At 45.5% G+C, this 16,607-nt stretch carries 17 protein-coding genes; 4 read left to right on the top strand and 13 right to left on the bottom strand.

From position 1 onward, the window contains the following. Positions 1–75: 75 nt before the first annotated feature. From F7Y48_RS21840 to fabR, 3 genes are all read right to left on the bottom strand, one after another. Entirely contained in the window at positions 76–1,335 is a 1,260-nt protein-coding gene (locus tag F7Y48_RS21840) for a tyrosine-type recombinase/integrase (RefSeq protein WP_213906798.1), read from the bottom strand. 283 nt (positions 1,336–1,618) lie between these two features. Beyond that, positions 1,619–1,984 carry a YijD family membrane protein gene (locus F7Y48_RS21845; RefSeq protein ID WP_005378634.1) on the bottom strand — a complete coding sequence of 122 codons (366 nt, stop codon included), beginning with the start codon at positions 1,982–1,984 and terminating at the stop codon, positions 1,619–1,621. Further along, complete coding sequence (fabR, locus tag F7Y48_RS21850; protein ID WP_005378632.1) at positions 1,984–2,625, bottom strand: HTH-type transcriptional repressor FabR; 642 nt, start codon at positions 2,623–2,625, stop codon at positions 1,984–1,986. Before fabR ends, F7Y48_RS21845 begins: the two co-directional genes overlap by 1 nt. Before the next feature lie 263 nt (positions 2,626–2,888). Between fabR and sthA the strand changes: the two genes are divergently transcribed. Next, positions 2,889–4,319 carry a Si-specific NAD(P)(+) transhydrogenase gene (sthA, locus tag F7Y48_RS21855; RefSeq protein WP_005389689.1) on the top strand — a complete coding sequence of 477 codons (1,431 nt, stop codon included), beginning with the start codon at positions 2,889–2,891 and terminating at the stop codon, positions 4,317–4,319. Between the two features lie 57 nt (positions 4,320–4,376). Here the strand turns inward: sthA and dinF are convergent, their stop codons facing one another. After that, positions 4,377–5,726, bottom strand: coding sequence for an MATE family efflux transporter DinF (dinF, locus tag F7Y48_RS21860; protein ID WP_258507804.1), 1,350 nt, complete (start codon positions 5,724–5,726; stop codon positions 4,377–4,379). A gap of 55 nt (positions 5,727–5,781) precedes the next feature. After that, positions 5,782–6,576, bottom strand: coding sequence for a class I SAM-dependent methyltransferase (locus tag F7Y48_RS21865; RefSeq protein ID WP_005393777.1), 795 nt, complete (start codon positions 6,574–6,576; stop codon positions 5,782–5,784). On the opposite strand from F7Y48_RS21865, the gene F7Y48_RS21870 reads away from it, so the two are divergent. After that, the gene (locus tag F7Y48_RS21870; protein WP_109170349.1) at positions 6,559–6,759 is read left to right on the top strand and encodes a hypothetical protein; all 201 of its coding nucleotides are present in this window, start codon (positions 6,559–6,561) and stop codon (positions 6,757–6,759) included. The genes F7Y48_RS21865 and F7Y48_RS21870 overlap by 18 nt on opposite strands. 7 nt (positions 6,760–6,766) lie before the next feature. On the opposite strand, the gene lexA is transcribed toward F7Y48_RS21870, so the two are convergent. Next, positions 6,767–7,390 (bottom strand): transcriptional repressor LexA, encoded by a 624-nt coding sequence (gene lexA / locus F7Y48_RS21875; RefSeq protein ID WP_005393778.1) that lies wholly within the window; start codon positions 7,388–7,390, stop codon positions 6,767–6,769. Positions 7,391–7,758: 368 nt separating this feature from the next. On the opposite strand from lexA, the gene plsB reads away from it, so the two are divergent. Then, positions 7,759–10,185: a glycerol-3-phosphate 1-O-acyltransferase PlsB gene (gene plsB, locus F7Y48_RS21880; protein WP_046874380.1), complete on the top strand. Its 2,427-nt coding sequence runs from the start codon at positions 7,759–7,761 to the stop codon at positions 10,183–10,185. A gap of 67 nt (positions 10,186–10,252) precedes the next feature. On the opposite strand, the gene ubiA is transcribed toward plsB, so the two are convergent. Further along, positions 10,253–11,107, bottom strand: coding sequence for a 4-hydroxybenzoate octaprenyltransferase (gene ubiA, locus F7Y48_RS21885; RefSeq protein ID WP_005393780.1), 855 nt, complete (start codon positions 11,105–11,107; stop codon positions 10,253–10,255). After that, positions 11,108–11,647, bottom strand: coding sequence for a chorismate lyase (locus tag F7Y48_RS21890; RefSeq protein WP_258507806.1), 540 nt, complete (start codon positions 11,645–11,647; stop codon positions 11,108–11,110). 161 nt (positions 11,648–11,808) lie between these two features. On the opposite strand from F7Y48_RS21890, the gene F7Y48_RS21895 reads away from it, so the two are divergent. Beyond that, entirely contained in the window at positions 11,809–12,219 is a 411-nt protein-coding gene (locus tag F7Y48_RS21895) for a flagellar basal body-associated protein FliL (protein ID WP_046874381.1), read from the top strand. Positions 12,220–12,277: 58 nt separating this feature from the next. Here F7Y48_RS21895 and glpG read toward each other — a convergent pair whose 3' ends face one another. The 5 genes from glpG to ftsE all read right to left on the bottom strand — a co-directional run bounded on the left by glpG (position 12,278) and on the right by ftsE (position 16,601). Then, positions 12,278–13,120 carry a rhomboid family intramembrane serine protease GlpG gene (glpG, locus tag F7Y48_RS21900; protein WP_005393785.1) on the bottom strand — a complete coding sequence of 281 codons (843 nt, stop codon included), beginning with the start codon at positions 13,118–13,120 and terminating at the stop codon, positions 12,278–12,280. Further along, entirely contained in the window at positions 13,120–13,440 is a 321-nt protein-coding gene (glpE, locus tag F7Y48_RS21905) for a thiosulfate sulfurtransferase GlpE (RefSeq protein WP_005378691.1), read from the bottom strand. The genes glpG and glpE overlap by 1 nt, the downstream gene beginning before the upstream one ends. Before the next feature lie 493 nt (positions 13,441–13,933). Then, positions 13,934–14,791, bottom strand: a complete 858-nt coding sequence (gene rpoH, locus F7Y48_RS21910) for an RNA polymerase sigma factor RpoH (RefSeq protein ID WP_005378693.1) — start codon at positions 14,789–14,791, stop codon at positions 13,934–13,936. A 177-nt stretch (positions 14,792–14,968) separates the two neighbouring features. Then, complete coding sequence (gene ftsX / locus F7Y48_RS21915) at positions 14,969–15,937, bottom strand: permease-like cell division protein FtsX (protein WP_005393793.1); 969 nt, start codon at positions 15,935–15,937, stop codon at positions 14,969–14,971. Beyond that, positions 15,927–16,601, bottom strand: a complete 675-nt coding sequence (gene ftsE, locus F7Y48_RS21920; RefSeq protein ID WP_005393800.1) for a cell division ATP-binding protein FtsE — start codon at positions 16,599–16,601, stop codon at positions 15,927–15,929. Before ftsE ends, ftsX begins: the two co-directional genes overlap by 11 nt. Between the last annotated feature and the right edge of the window lie 6 nt (positions 16,602–16,607).

Consider the following 16,607-nt stretch of genomic DNA (forward strand, 5'->3'; position numbering starts at 1 on the left):
AATCAAAGCAGTAGAGATGCAGTTCCTCGAATCATTAGAAAGAGGCTGCATCTTCCTTACAAGTTGGACTAAAACTCAAGCCGATTTCGTCGGTGATAAAGGAACAATATTCTCAACTGTCAAAGTCTGAAGCTTGTCGCCCCACGCCTGTAAAACGGCTAGTTGCTCATCAAGATAATCATGGTGATTATAAACTCGAAGCATACCCGGTAACTGGTGACCGACTGTCTTTTCAATCGCCACGATATCTAACCCCATTTCACTACAACGGCTGATAAAGGTACGACGCAAATCGTGGGGTGAAAAACGCTCTAGATCGGCTGGTAAGTTACGTTTGATCAATGCCCGTACTGCCGCAGGCTCTTGAGCTTTATCTACAGTGAGCTGAGGCCAAACCAACTTCCATTTACTTGGAACATTTTCACGTTGCTCTTGCAACAACTCAATAAGATAATCACTGAGCGGTACTTTGCGACTGTCCGGACTTTTAGTATGTCGCTCTGCTGAACTGGCTGGTAGAGTCCAGACCTTGTTTTCTAGATCTAACTCACCCCAGCACATTTCTAGGACAGCACTGATACGTTGACCGCATCCCAACAAGAAACGTATTAAACGCACGTTAGAAGGAGCTGTACGCCACTCTCCTAAGCTAATTAGCAATATCTTCAACTCAGAAAAGCTAAGGTTTCGTTTTGTTACTTTAGATCCCCCTCCAACATCCTTTGCTTTAAGTTGTGGGGCCGGATGAAAATCAAGCATATTGAGGGCTAAGGCATGGTTAATCACTTGATTGATGATTTTATGGCAAGCACCGATAGCACCAGCCATACGGTTACCGTCTTTATCAACCTTCGCATCAAAAACCTTATTGAGATCATATATGCTTAAATCCGCCAATTTAACATTACCGATAATTGGCTTTATATCTCGATTGTAAATGGTTCTCGACTGAACGCCTCGTAATTGCTTAGAAAGACGCTTCTCATCAAAACTTTCAAATGCATCGTGAAAGGTCTTTGCCTCATCTTGTGCACGTTTTTCTTTATCAAGTTCAACTTTTGGATTCTTATTGTTCTCCAACCAACTCCGATAACGACCAGCTTCCACTCTTGCCTGCTCTAATGTCATACCCCGCTCAGGTTTTGACTGAACATATCGCCCCATAGAGATTTTTTCGTGTTTCTTTCCAATCTGAAACCGAAATGTCCATGTCATTGTACCGGTAGGACGAACGCGTATATTTAGCCCTTCAATTTTTTTATCTGGGATTAAGTACTCTTTATCTTGTGGCTTCAGAGCTTGTAGCGTGGCATTGCTGTTTATTCGTTTTGTCATTATAAGCAACTCTCTAAAATTCTGGGTACGGCTCGGGGTACGGCAATGGTGAGGTTTTTATTGTACCCATAAAGACTTTAATGGACAATGAATCTAAACAAACCAATATAAGTCATTGATTTATATAACAACAACAAACATTAGTGGACGTTAATGGAATTATGTCACCATATACCCACCATATGGAAGCGGGCGTGCTATTGGAACGCAAAGCGTAACCCACCGCGTCAAATACAAAAAAAGCGAGCTCAATGGCTCGCTTTTTTAATTTGATTCGTTTTGCTTATTCCGCAGAAGTCTTCTTGCTGACAAAACCTAGCTTCTTACCAATCCATGCGAGTAAGATCATTGAAACCATGATCGCAAAGAAGTTTGAGCCTGCTTCTGGGTATTGCGCTTTAATAAACGCAGAGTGACCAAACGCACCTACGAAGAAACACGCCAAGCCAACTAATGGGATATCTTCTGATACCGGATTATTTAGGTACTCTTGGTAAAGAGCTTGTACAGCCAGTACGAGTGCAATCAATGGGAAGATTGAAAACGATACTTCACTCATGGTCAACCATGACAACAAAGCATCACCACACATACCTGCAACCAGTGCCAAAATCAGCGTTTTCTTTTCAGATTTATTTCCATTCGACATTATTCTATCCCGCCTTTTAATCGGTTACGTTCACGTTCTTTGCGATACCAATAGGCCCCTTTGGCTATCATTCGCAATTGCATGATCAATCGCTCGGCGAGTTCATCGCGCTCACGTCGATCTAAATCTAAAGCTTCAGCCCCCGAACTGAAAACCAAAGTCACAGACGCTTCTGCTTGAGTATACGCCTCTTCTCTGGTCACGCCGGTGCTCATTAAATACTCGGTTAATTCTGCCGCAAAATGCTGGATTTCTCGAGCAACAGCGGTACGAAATTCAGCAGAAGTGCCGGAGCGCTCACGCAACAACAAACGAAAAACGTTCGGACTACTTTCAATGAATTCCATAAAGGTTTCGACCGAGGTACGAATTACGCTACCTTCTTTCACAATACGTTGACGCGCCTGACGCATCAGTTGACGTAGTAGCAAACCGCCTTCATCGACCATAGTTAAGCCTAGCTCATCCATATCTTTGAAGTGGCGGTAAAAAGAAGTCGGTGCAATCCCTGCCTCTCGGGCGACTTCTCGCAAGCTAAGGCTGGAAAAGCTGCGATCCGCACTTAATTGACTAAATGCCGCATCGATCAATGATCGACGTGTCTTCTCTTTTTGCTGTGCGCGGATTCCCATCGATTTCATTCTTAACTTGCTCTTTTTCTGTAGGGTACAAGAGCCTCAATATAACGCAATTTGCTCCTACGGAGAAAGATATGTTGCTTCGCTCGCTCTGAGCGCGGAGAACGTTACTATTGGCATGCATCTAATTGCAATGTTCTCGATGCAATTTATAGACATACAACATACCAAATCACCCTTTTGGTCGATTCTGCGTGATCACTTCCACTCTCTAACAGGCATTACGTGTACCAATAGAGTAAATGAGTTAAAATCGCGCTAAAGCAATGTTAAGCAAATATAACAAGGAAGGCATCATGGCGCATGTTAATCACTATGACGTGATCGTAATCGGTAGTGGCCCTGGCGGAGAAGGGGCTGCAATGGGATTAACCAAAGCGGGACTGAATGTTGCCATTGTCGAGAAAGAAAGCAGTGTCGGCGGCGGTTGTACTCACTGGGGTACCATTCCATCAAAAGCACTGCGTCATGCCGTTAGCCGCATCATCGAATTTAATAGCAACCCGCTATTTTGCCGAAACAACACCAGCGTTCATGCAACATTTTCTGACATTTTAGGTCATGCCAAGTCGGTCATTGATAAGCAAACTCGACTTCGTCAGGGCTTTTATGACCGTAACTCATGCACACTTTTGTTCGGGACCGCGCGATTTATCGATAACTACTCTATTGCAGTGATGCAAAGCGATGGTACAGAAGAAATCTATTCTGCGGATAAGTTTGTCATCGCGACGGGTTCTCGTCCGTATCAGCCTAACGACGTTGATTTCTTGCATGAGCGCATCTACGACAGTGATTCCATTTTGAGCCTGAAACACGACCCTCGCCATATCATCATTTACGGTGCAGGCGTTATCGGTTGTGAATACGCTTCTATCTTCCGCGGCCTTGGAGTGAAGACTGACCTTATCAATACCCGCGACCGCTTGTTGGAGTTTTTGGATAACGAAGTGTCAGATGCGCTGTCTTACCACTTCTGGAACAGCGGTGTGGTAATTCGTAATGATGAGACCTATGAAAAAATCGAAGGCACAGAAGATGGCGTGATTATTCACCTACAATCTGGCAAGAAGATGAAGGCGGACTGTTTGTTGTATGCGAATGGTCGAACAGGTAACACCGATAAGTTGAATTTGGGTGCAGTGGGTCTGGAAGCGGATTCTCGCGGACAACTAAAAGTAAACCGTAACTACCAAACCGATATTGAGCACATTTACGCTGTAGGCGATGTCATCGGTTACCCTAGCCTTGCAAGCGCCGCTTATGACCAAGGGCGATTTGTCGCACAAGCCATTACGAAAGGTCAGGCAGAAAACTATCTGATTGATGATATTCCAACAGGTATCTACACCATCCCAGAGATTAGCTCTGTGGGTAAAACCGAGCAAGAGCTAACAGCTGCGAAAGTACCGTATGAAGTTGGACGCTCTTCCTTCAAGCATCTAGCTCGTGCACAGATCGCTGGGAAAGACATCGGCAGCTTGAAGATATTGTTCCATCGTGAAACCAAAGAAATTTTAGGGATTCACTGCTTTGGCGAACGTGCCGCGGAAATTATCCACATCGGTCAAGCCATTATGGAGCAAAAAGGCTCAGCGAATACCATCGAGTATTTCGTCAATACCACCTTCAACTATCCGACGATGGCCGAAGCGTATCGTGTCGCTGCGTTGAATGGTTTGAACCGCTTGTTCTAATCTATGCTTCTTGATAGCAAACAGAAAAACAGCAGGCTTGGACCTGCTGTTTTTATATCAACATTGTGCGAGGAAAGTATCCTTGCGCCATTGGTAGAGAAAGATAACCCCCAAACCAACACCCCGCATCAACATAAAGCTCGTCATTGCAAACCACAGCGCGTGATTTTCCCACTCGGCGAATAAGTAAAAGACAACGAAGAAACTGCTGGTCGCGACAAACATACTATTGCGCATGTCTTTGCCTTTGGTTGCACCGACAAAAATGCCATCCAATAGAAAGCACCACATCGACGCAAGTGGCATCACCACCAGCCAAGGTAGATACACCGATGCTTGCTGTTGTACCGCCTCAATTGAAGTGATCATGGCGATCAACTCCGGTCCCGCCAAACCAAAGAGCGCGGTCAGTCCTAAGCAAATAATCAAACTCCAAAAGAAAGTGCCGACAAGCGATGCACTCAATTGTTGCCTATCTTTGGCGCCAATCGCCTTCCCGACCATGGCCTCCATTGCATAAGCAAAGCCATCCATGCCATACGAGATAATCATCAGGAAGCTCATCAGAACCGCATTTGCAGCGACAATCTCATCACCAAAGCTCGCGCCTTGGAACGTCATAAAGCTAAAAGCCGCTTGCAGACACAAAGAGCGTAAGAAAATATCGCGATTCAATTTCACGAAGCGCCCTAAACCGTGTTGAGTGCTGGCTAGCAACTTTTGAGGTGATGGTAATTGCCTCTCTCGCCAGGTTTTCCAGACACACATGAGACCAAAACCCATACCTGAGTAGTCAGCAATCACCGATGCCAGCGCAGCGCCTTCTACTTTCCACCCCAAACCGATCACAAACAACAAATCGAGGACAATATTAGTCACGTTAGTGATGATCACCATCCACATTGGTGCTTTGGAATTTTGCGTTCCGAGCAACCATCCCAACAACACAAAGTTCATTAGCGCAGCGGGGGCACTCCACACTCGGATAGAGAAATATTGCATGCCGTAGTGCTTCACTTCAGCACTGGCGTCACTCCAACCAAAGATCAAATCAGCAATCGGGTTATGGGCAATAAGGAAGACTAACGCAAACAACAGTGCCATGAGTGAGCCTTGCATGAACACCAAGGCAAGTTGCTTTCGGTCTTCACCGCCATAGGACTGCGCCGCCAACCCAGTAGTCGACATACGCAAAAAACCAAGCAGCCAAAATGTCACGCTGATCATGGTACTGCCCAACGCAACACCGCCCAAATACCAAGCGTGGTCTAGATGACCAATCACCGCAGCATCGACCAAACCGAGCAATGGAACAGTAATATTCGACAGCACCATAGGTATCGCTAAAGCTAAGACTTGGCGATGAACTTTTGGGTTAGATAAAGGAGAGAAGATTGAATTTGTCACAGGCACCTCATCAGTAAGATCGACGAGTGTACCTGAGCGCTTAACGACTAGCCAATTACCACTTGATATGAACGAGTACTGGCGTGAGGCGATGCTTCAACATTGGAATCTTATTAAGCCAACGCTGCCAAGCTTTCCAACGAGAACAGAATCTATCGAATGGCGAGAAAGCTTTCACCCACTGTGCCCATGGTAACCATTGCAATATCTGTTCTGCAGGCGCTTCAAAGCCATGAGCATAACGATCAGAACCAAGCTTTTGTCCCCACTTGGTTTCCGTTAAATCTCCTGCCAGCACCATACACAGTTCAGCAGAGACAAAATGTCGACCCAAGGTTTGAATAAATTTCGCGACTTGACGCTCTGTGCAATCGAGCAGTGCCATTTCACATAAAATGAGTACCGGTGCTTGCTCTGGAATGGCTAACGTCTCTAGCCACGACATTTCATCCACACTGCCACAGCGATGTTCATAGCGTTCATTTTTGTGGAACAAGCGCTGACGCCATACCAAATTTTCCGTCACATCCAGCTCTATCCAATGGCAGCGTCCATTATCCAAACGATAAAAGCGGGTATCCAGCCCAGCTCCGACATTGATTATCCAAGCATCGGGATACTGCTGTAAGAAGTGACTAACCTGCTGGTCACAAAGCTGGGTCAGCGTCACGTGCAGCAATTGCTTCTGCGCAATATCACCACTCAAACAATCCGGCGCCATTTTACAGCTCAAACACGCTTTAGCAGCTATCGGATCGTACACCAAGCCATTGTCGACCATGCTTTCACGGCTACGCAATAACAGTGGCTTTAATAAATGGTTAGGAACTTGATGTTTAGACTGAGACATGGGCATTTCCTGCGCCAGAGAGAAAACATAGACATTAATAAAGATGATAATGAATATCAATTACATTATCAAGCTTATAAATTGCTCAAAACAAACAAGGTCAAGATGATAAGCAAGCTTTTGGAGGAAGTAGAACAAAGAGAAGAGAAAAGACAAAACAGCCCAGAAGAACTGGGCTGCTAAAACACACTTACATCCAATCGGTATTGCGAATAATACCAACGGCTAAGCCTTCAATCGTAAGGTGCTGAGACGTTAAGTCCACTTGAATTGGGGCAAACTCTTCATTCTCAGCATGCAGTAATATGGTTGAACCTTTGCGCTCCAAACGCTTTACCGTCACATCATCATCAACGCGCGCAACGACAACTTGACCATCTCTCACGTCTTGGGTCTTATGCACCGCGAGCAAGTCACCATCCATAATCCCGATGTCTTTCATACTTTCGCCATTTACACGAAGTAAGAAATCCGCTTGCGGTTTAAACATCGCAGGATCGACTTGGTAATGCGCTTCTACGTGTTCCTGAGCCAGAATCGGCTCACCAGCAGCAACTTGACCAATCAAAGGCAAGCCCTGTTCGTCATTAGCGGCAGAGTCATCAAGTAGGATACGAATCCCACGCGATGCACCTGGGATAATTTCAATTGCTTGCTTACGAGCAAGCGCTTTTAGGTGTTCCTCTGCGGCATTCGCAGAGCGGAAGCCAAGCTCACGCGCAATCTCTGCACGAGTTGGTGGCATTCCGGTGTCATCGATTTTACTTTTGATCAAATCGAAGACTTGTTGTTGGCGTGGCGTTAACGGCTTCATGTCTCACCTGTCTTTTTATACAGTTAACTGTGAGTATATCCAGTAAATGCTCAAATGAAAACCCAATTGGTTGTTTTTTAATTTATTTGTGGAGTGCACTTCGTTTGCTGAATAAGTTCATTATTCATGCGTTTAAAACACCGCCTTTTCAGTTAATCAAAGTAAAGCAACAACTTAGGAGTTCGACTAATTTACAGCCAATAAAATTAAAAGGTTTGACCAGTTTCTGGTATCCTTGCTGCGCTTAAATTTTATCGCCTAGGCTTATTTCTTTTGCCGTACTCATTTCTTTTTCTATAGAAGACATGCAAAGCGGACACTGAAATAAGGTTAGGCCTGTTTGAATACCTATTGAGGCTGTGAACTTTATGTCTTCTGGACAATCATTTTCACGTTCATTACTAAAACTACCTTTATCGGTACTGGTAAAGGGCACCACAATCCCGTCGAACCCGATTGAAGATCTGAATATCGACCTCGCTAAGCCGATTGTATATGCCCTACCGTTCCGCTCGAACGTGGATTTGCTGACACTGCAAAAACAAGCCATGAGCCTTGGTCTACCCGACCCGCTCAGTCCGCTGGAAATCAATGGCAAAACGCTGAACCGTTTCGTCTTTATCGCTGCGCGTCCAACTGTGATGAACAACGATAATGATGTCCCAACCGACTCTGTCTCTCTGTTCACAGACTTGCTGGAACTGCATAAACTGGACAGTGAGTTGGACGTTCAAATGATCCCTGCAACCGTGCTTTGGGGTCGTAAACCAGGTAAAGAAGAGAACCAAAAGCCTTACCTTCAGCCAATGAATGGCCCGCAAAAGGCGAAAGCGGTAATGGCAGCAGGACGCGACTGCTTGGTTCGCTTTAGTCCCGTGGTATCTCTGCGTTATATGGCAGACTCTCACGGTACCGACAGCGCAATTGCGCACAAATTGGCTCGCGTGGCGCGTATCCACTTCTCTCGCCAAAAACTTGCTGCTTCAGGACCAAACCTGCCACAACGCCAAGTGTTGTTTGCTCGTTTACTAAAATCTCCAGCTATTGAACTGGCGATCGCTGACGAAGCAAAGAGCAAAAACATCTCGATTGATAAGGCACGTAAAGAAGCACATGACATCATGGATGAAATCGCCGCCGACTTCTCCTATGGTCTAGTGAAAAACGGCGACCGCATACTGAGTTGGCTATGGACCAAGCTATACCAAGGGTTGCACATCAATAACGCCTCGACTGTGCGTCGTTTAGCGCAAGACGGCCACGAAATTGTGTACGTTCCGTGTCACCGTAGTCACATGGACTACCTACTGTTGTCTTACGTTCTATACCATGAAGGCATGGTGCCTCCGCACATTGCGGCAGGCATTAACCTGAACTTCTTCCCGGCCGGTCCTCTTTTCCGTCGCGGTGGGGCGTTCTTTATTCGTCGTAGCTTTAAAGGTAACAAACTGTACTCAACCATTTTCCGCGAGTATCTAGCTGAGCTGTTTGCCAAAGGCTATTCAGTCGAGTACTTCAGTGAGGGTGGTCGTTCACGTACAGGTCGCTTACTGCAAGCGAAAACGGGTATGCTGGCTATGACCATCCAAGCAATGCTACGTGGTCTAAACCGCCCAGTAACACTAGTGCCGGTCTACATCGGTTACGAGCACGTAATGGAAGTAGGCACTTACGCGAAAGAGCTGCGTGGCAAACGCAAAGAGAAAGAAAACGCAGGGCTTGTACTGCGTACTCTGCGTAAACTGCGTAACTTTGGTTTGGGCTATGTGAACTTCGGTGAGCCAATTCAGCTCAACCAATACTTGAACGAGCATGCTCCTGAGTGGACGAAAGACATCGACAGCATGGGTGGTAACAAACCACAATGGATGAATCCTGTGGTCAATGACCTTGCTAATAAGATGATGACGCACATCAACGATGCGGCGGCAGCAAACGCGTTGACCTTGTGTGCAACCGCACTGCTTGCTTCTCGTCAACGTGCACTTTCTCGTGACTCGCTGATCAACCAGATTGAGTGTTACTTAAAGCTACTCAAAAACAACCCGTACTCAAGCACCTCCACTATCCCTACCGAAAGTGCTGAGGAGTTGGTCGATCATGCGATTTCACTTGATAAGTTCGTGATTGAAACCGATAGCATGGGTGACATCATTTCGCTGGATCGTAGCCAGTCAATCCTGATGACCTACTACCGCAACAACATCATCCACTTGTTTGCTCTGCCATCATTAATTGCTCAGATGATCATTCGTCAGCGCAACCTTTCGGTAGAAAAGATTCAAGCGAATGTCGCGCAAATCTACCCATTCTTGAAGAAAGAGTTGTTCTTAAGCTATCAAGAAGACGAGTTGGATGAATTGGTCGTTAAAACACTGCATGAGTTTGCCGAGCAGAAAATGATTAGCCTCGATGGTGATAAGCTGGAGATCAATCAGTCGAACAACCAGCCTTTGGTTCTGCTAGGTCGTACAATCACGGAAACACTGCAGCGCTACTCTATCGCGATGAACTTGCTTGTTGCTTACCCAGAGCTCGGTAAATCGGACCTAGAACAGAAGAGCCAAGATATTGCTCAACGTTTAGGACGCTTACACGGTATTAATGCGCCAGAATTCTTCGATAAAGGTGTGTTTACCGCTATGTTCAATACGCTCAAACAGCAAAAATACCTCGATAACGATGGTAACTGTGACACGAAGAAAACGCAGCAATTTGCACGATTACTATTCACTCTGCTTTATCCAGAAGTGAAACTGACGATCGAAGAGAGTATTCATCAACTTCAGTCGTAACCGTTTTACCTTCTTCCAAAATAAGAAAAAAGGCATCCAATCGGATGCCTTTTTGCTATTTCTTCGCTTACCAAAATGCGACCAATAACCCTATCGCTATCACCATGCCAACATAGTTGTTGTTGAGGAAAGCCTTAAAGCACAACTCCCGCTCGCGGTGACGAATTAAGTGCTGCTGATAAACAAACAACGACGCTGCAATCAAAAGGGTCCAGTAGTAACTTTGCCCCAATTGGTAGAACTGCCCTAACCAAACCAACATCGCGAGCGTAATCAGTTGCAATACCCCAATGATGAGTTTGTCATGACGACCAAACAAAATTGCCGTCGATTTAATGCCAATCTTTAAATCATCATCGCGATCGACCATCGCATACTGAGTATCATAAGCAATGGTCCATAAAGCGTTAATCAGAAACACAAACCAAACTATCAGTGGTAGCTCCCCGGTTTGTGCAGCCCACGCCATTGGAATTGCCCAGCTAAACGCCAAGCCTAAAAAGAGCTGTGGAATATGAGTGTAACGCTTCATAAATGGATAAATGAACGCTAACACGATGCCAGCGAAGGATAGCTGAATCGTCAACGGGTTCATGGTCAGCACTAACAAGAATGAGCTGATACCCAAAACCAAAAATAATCCAATCGCTTCTTTTGCTGTCACTTTCCCTGATGGCAGTGGGCGTTGCTTGGTACGTTTTACATGGCCGTCGACTTTGCGGTCAGCAAAATCATTAATCACGCACCCCGCGCTACGCATTAGGAATACACCCAATACAAACACGATAAATACATCCCAACTCGGCATCCCTTGGGCTGAGATAATCAGCGCCCAAATCGTTGGCCACATCAGTAACAGTGAACCAATTGGGCGATCCATGCGCATCAGTTGCCAATATGCTTTGGCTTTTTCTGCGGACATTTACACTGTCTCCTTAGCGTAAACTGGTGAATTAGATAAGAATAACTCGGCGACCAGCATCGGTTTGTGATTCATCCACAACCTTGAGCGTCGCGCTAACAAACGTCCTTCTGGTACGGCTACCCATCCCATTTGCAAAGAGTCTCGCTCAACGTTGTCTGCGCTGAACACTGTTAGTCCTAATGGGATATCCCCTTGTTGAGCCAAATCATACTGCTGATCAACTAAGGTTGAGCGAGGAATTAATGTCCGTCCGATAACCCAGTTATCATTGTCACCACACAAAATTACCTCTCGCAGTAAGCAATCTTGTTCGGACAATAACTGGCTTTCGTCCTGTTTTAACGTCGCCGCAGTGACGATCTGATTTTGTAGCAATTCTACCGTTAATGCTTGGCAGTGTCGCTTTAAACGACGTGACAAAGACCCTTGCTCTTCAAGCCAGTGCTTGGCAAATTCATTTGGAAATTCGAATTCTTCGGGGTTTTGCCACTCTACTTCCAATAAAGAAGCAAGATAGAGTGATGTTGGCTGATTCATACTAGTATTCAATTGGAGGCTTTATGCGTACAATAAAGCAACAACTTACCGTCCATAGTAATGTATGTAACCGTAAGTTCCGTTATTTGTTATAGACGGCCCATTGTATCAAGACTGAAGCGATTCGAATATCGCGATCCAGAGAAAGAAAAGTTAGAAATATGTACAAACGTTATATAGCCCAAATTATTTTTGCGTTAACCATACTGTTCGCCGCACCAAGTTGGGCTGAAACGGAAGAAGCTGGACCTAAGTTGGCATACTTTACCCTTGAGCCTGATCTGACTACTAACTTTTACACCAAAGGCAAAAAGTTAGGTTATGTGCAAGTGCGCATCGACATCATGGTAATGAGCCAACAAGATTTATCGATTGTTGAGCATCACCAACCTTTGATTCGCGATGCAGTAATTGAATTACTGGGTAAGCAAACAGAAGATACTATTAAGTCCCTTTCTGGCCGAGAAGATCTGCGCAAAACCTTAGTGACAACCCTCAACGAAACACTTTTGCCCGAAACAGGTAAAACCATCATTGCGGATTTGTTGTTTACAAAATACCTTTACCAATAAACCCAAATCGTTTTGAACATAAAAAAGACCGCTCTTGAGCGGTCTTTTCATTTCAGCTTTAGGCTTGCTGTTGGTATTTCATCTTGCCTGAATCAAACAGCGCAATCGCCATCCCCGACAGTAAACCCACTAAGTGAGCGGTGTTTGCAATCGCCATGAACGGCTGCACAAAACCAAGAACTAACCATACCAACATAAAAACGATGATTGGCTTGGGTAGCGTAAGGCCTAAATGTGGCAAACGGTAACCCAATATCCACAAATAGCCAAGCAGTGCATAGACCACGCCAGACAAGCCACCGAAGTTTGCCCCTTCAACATAGAATTGGCCAGCCCCAGAAAGCGCTGCTGATACTACAAAGAGTTGCAATAGCTTACCGGAACCGAGACGACGTTCGATGTCGCCCCCCAACTGCCACCACCATAGTAAGTTGAACACGATGTGAGTCACTGAAAAGTGCAGTAACGCATGGCTTAGCCATCGCCACACTTGCCATTGTTGCCCCTCAAAAGCCGGGAAGTGCAACAACTTAAACACTCCATTGCCAAAGCCAAACATTTGTAACAAGTAGATGATGGTACACACCGTCATGATCAGCAAAGTCATTGGGCCTGCTTTTGCTTTGACCATGCTCATGATACTCGGGCTAGAATAATGAAAGGTGCTCTTGCGAGTATCGGCAACGTCCCACGAGGCGGCGCTGTATTTTGAATCAGACGGGTTAGCAAGGAACTGCTTAAGTTCGGCTTCCGCTTCTATTTCATGCTGGCTATCAGTCAGCCACAGCGCAAATTGCCCGTCTCCTTCTGGCATCATTTCGATGTCAATTTGGCGAGAGGCCATATAATCAATAAAGGCTTGCGCCATACGTGGATTATTTAACGTTACCAATCTTTTCATTAACTTCTCACTATCGGTAGTTCTGCTCGGTGCCAGGCTTCAAAGCCACCATCGACACTGTACACCTGTTCAAAGCCTTGGTTAACTAAATATTGTGCGGCACCTTGGCTACTAATGCCGTGGTAACACATCACCAGAATAGGTTGTTCGAACTCCACTTCATCCATAAACGCAACGATCGTATCGTTGGTTAAGTGATACGCGGACTCCGCATGCGCAACGGCAAACGATTGAGGGTCACGGATATCTACAAGCTTCGCATCACCCTGCTCGAGCAGCGCTTGCGCACCTTGTACATCGATATGCTTAAACTGATCCATTTACTTTCTCATTGTCTTATTAATATACCCAAGCAACCTCGAATCTAACGTGCTAATCAGCACCCGTGGTACAGCATAAAATCTATATTTGAAGCCGCTTGGGTATACTGCCGCTATTGTAACCTATCCAACGGCAAACTTAGACACATGGATCATCAGGGTTTTAAAAAGTGTACACATTCCAACCATTTGTGGATAAAGCTGTGAATTGCGTTGATAAAGTGTATTTGGATCTTTTGATCCACAATATGTAGTGATGATCCTGATCTAACTGTGTGTATATCTATAACTATCCCCAGATGGAAAAGTGCTTGAATCCCTTATTTTGTCCGGGTTTCGAACAGTTGATAAATAATTACTTCACAGAGTTATACACAGGTAGCACATAAAATCCGGATCGCAAACGCTATCGATTTTCGATCGACAATAAAAAAGCCGAGATCACATGATCTCGGCTTTCTATGAAAATCTTACTTTCAATTAGCAGTGGAAATTAAAATTCACCCACAGCCAATTTTAGTTTCTTCATTGCGTTTTTTTCTAGCTGGCGAATACGCTCGGCAGAAACACCGAACTCATCAGCTAAGTCTTGCAATGTTGCTTTCTCATCGTCTAACCAACGAGAACGCACGATGCGCTGACTACGCTCATCCAAACTCGCTAATGCATGACCCAGACGATTGTTGGTATGCATTTCCCAGTTTGCAGCTTCGATGTTGTCAGCCACATCAGACGATTTGTCTTCTAGGTATAGCATTGGCGCTGTGTAAGCGTTTGAGCTGTCGTCTTCGTCAGTTGGCATATCAAAGGTTGAATCCACCGCCGCTAAGCGTGATTCCATCTCGCGAACTTCAGAAGGTTCAACACCTAACTCACGCGCAACGGTTTCGACTTCACCGTTGTTAAACCAACCCAAGCGCTTTTTCGACTTACGCAAGTTGAAGAACAACTTACGTTGCGCTTTAGTGGTCGCAATTTTCACGATACGCCAGTTACGTAGCACGTATTCGTGGATCTCTGCTTTGATCCAGTGGACAGCAAAAGACACCAAGCGAACCCCTACCTCTGGGTTAAAACGCTTAACGGCTTTCATTAGACCGATGTTACCCTCTTGCACAAGGTCCGCCATTGGCAAACCGTAGCCAGAGTAACCACGAGCAACGTGAACAACGAATCGTAGGTGCGAAAGAATTAGACCTTTTGCAGCCTCAATCTCACCTTTGTAGTGTAATCGTTCTGCCAGCTCACGCTCTTCGTCTGCAGTCAGCATTGGGTAGCTGTTTACTGAGCGAATATAGCTATCAAGGCTATCTTGCGTGACTAGAGCCATCGGATACGCTTCTTTTGTCATTCAATTCCTCATCAATCTCTGATCTGGAGCATTACATTGCAAATTTAGCTTCGATATCTTGAACTCAAAATGAACAAGTTTCAAGAAGGGGAAGCAATTATCCATAAACATTCGGTCTAAACAAGGGATCCAGATTAGCTAGTGCTAATAAAATCCAAGTAGTAAGACCTTCATCACTTAAACTGGTTCAATTTCTTTTAAATGTCGTTGCGCCGAAAAGCGCGCCGCAATGCATCCCAAAAGACTACCAATGATGATTAATAGCAAAGATTCATCCCAGCTTAGACCAATCAGGCGAAACTGGCTGTCGTACAACGCAGCAAGATCTTCCACCGCACTATTCATAACAATGGTCACTAAAGCCGTTACCAACCACGCGATGGTGGCACCTAATACGCCAAACCACATCCCCGTGTACAAATAAGGACGCAGAATAAAACTGTCCGTCGCACCGATCAGTTTCATGGTTTGAATCTCTTCTTTATTCGCCAGCACATTAAATCGCAACGTGTTGCCAACGATTAAAAATACCGCACCGAGCATCAACACTGTCAGAGTAATGACAATAATACTCGCGAGAGTTTTGATCGCATCAAGACGCGCCAGCCAGTCTTCGTCAAGTCTCACATCGGTCACGTCTTGTTGCTCTCGAACGTCTTTGGCTAATGACTGAATATCACTTTTTAGCTCCGAGGCTGGCGTAATCACCAACACACCGGGTAGCGCATAGCCACTTAAAAGGCTGATAGCCTGATCGAATCCTGCATATTGGCTCAAATCAGACAGACCTTGCTGTGGAGAAATATATTCTACTTCTTTTACCAAAGGCCAAGTTTCAATTTGATCTTTGAGAACCATCACACGTGCATCCGGCATGCCTTCTACTAAGTAAGCACTAACTTGCGAGGGAGATGCCACATCTTCCGCGGCACCCGCGACGTTTTTGCCCAGTAGATACAAACAAGCTGGCATAGCAAGTGCCATTGAGATAACGGCTAGGGTCAGGATATTACCTAAAGGTCGTTGCCATAAGGCGCTAAAAGAGGATTTTGCTTGTTTTGCGTGGACAGAGAAAAAACCATCGGTATTTGCACGCTTGGCACTGCGGCCTTTCCCCTTCTTTTGGGAGTGCTTGTTACCTGCCATAGTCTTCTACCTCACTTAGGAAGCCTTGGTTTAATTCAAAATGACGATACTGTGGGCGAGTATTTACTAACCCCACATCGTGCGTGGCGAGTAAGATGGTCACTCCCGCACGATTAAATTCTTCGAATAGACGCAACACACGGTTGGATAATTCTGGGTCAAGGTTACCTGTCGGCTCATCAGCCACCAGCAACGTTGGTCGATTGACTACGGCACGAGCAATACCGACGCGTTGTTGCTCACCACCAGAAAGTTGACTAGGTAGGCAACGAGCTTTATCGAGTAAGCCCGTTTTATCTAACGCCGCAGAAACGCGGCGTTTGATTTCGTTTTCAGAAATCGATTCGATGCGCATCGGCAGAGCGACATTGTCGTATACGCTGCGATCCATCAATAGACGATGATCTTGAAAAACAATCCCAATATTGCGGCGCAAAAAAGGGATGTCTTTGCTTGGAATACGCGTGATGTCGTGGCCATTAAAATGGATTTTCCCATCAGTTGGTCGCTCTATCGCGCAGATCAATTTCAGCAAGGTACTTTTACCAGCCCCGGAATGCCCGCCTAAAAACGCCATTTCACCGCGCCTCAGGTGAAAATCGACTTTTTGCAGTGCTTGTCGACCACCTCGGTAAGCTTTGCTTACTTGCTGAAATTTGATCACCGTTGA

The sequence above is a fragment of the Vibrio sp. 2-1-2a genome (genome assembly GCF_032648565.1).
Taxonomy (GTDB): Bacteria; Pseudomonadota; Gammaproteobacteria; order Enterobacterales; family Vibrionaceae; genus Vibrio; species Vibrio diabolicus.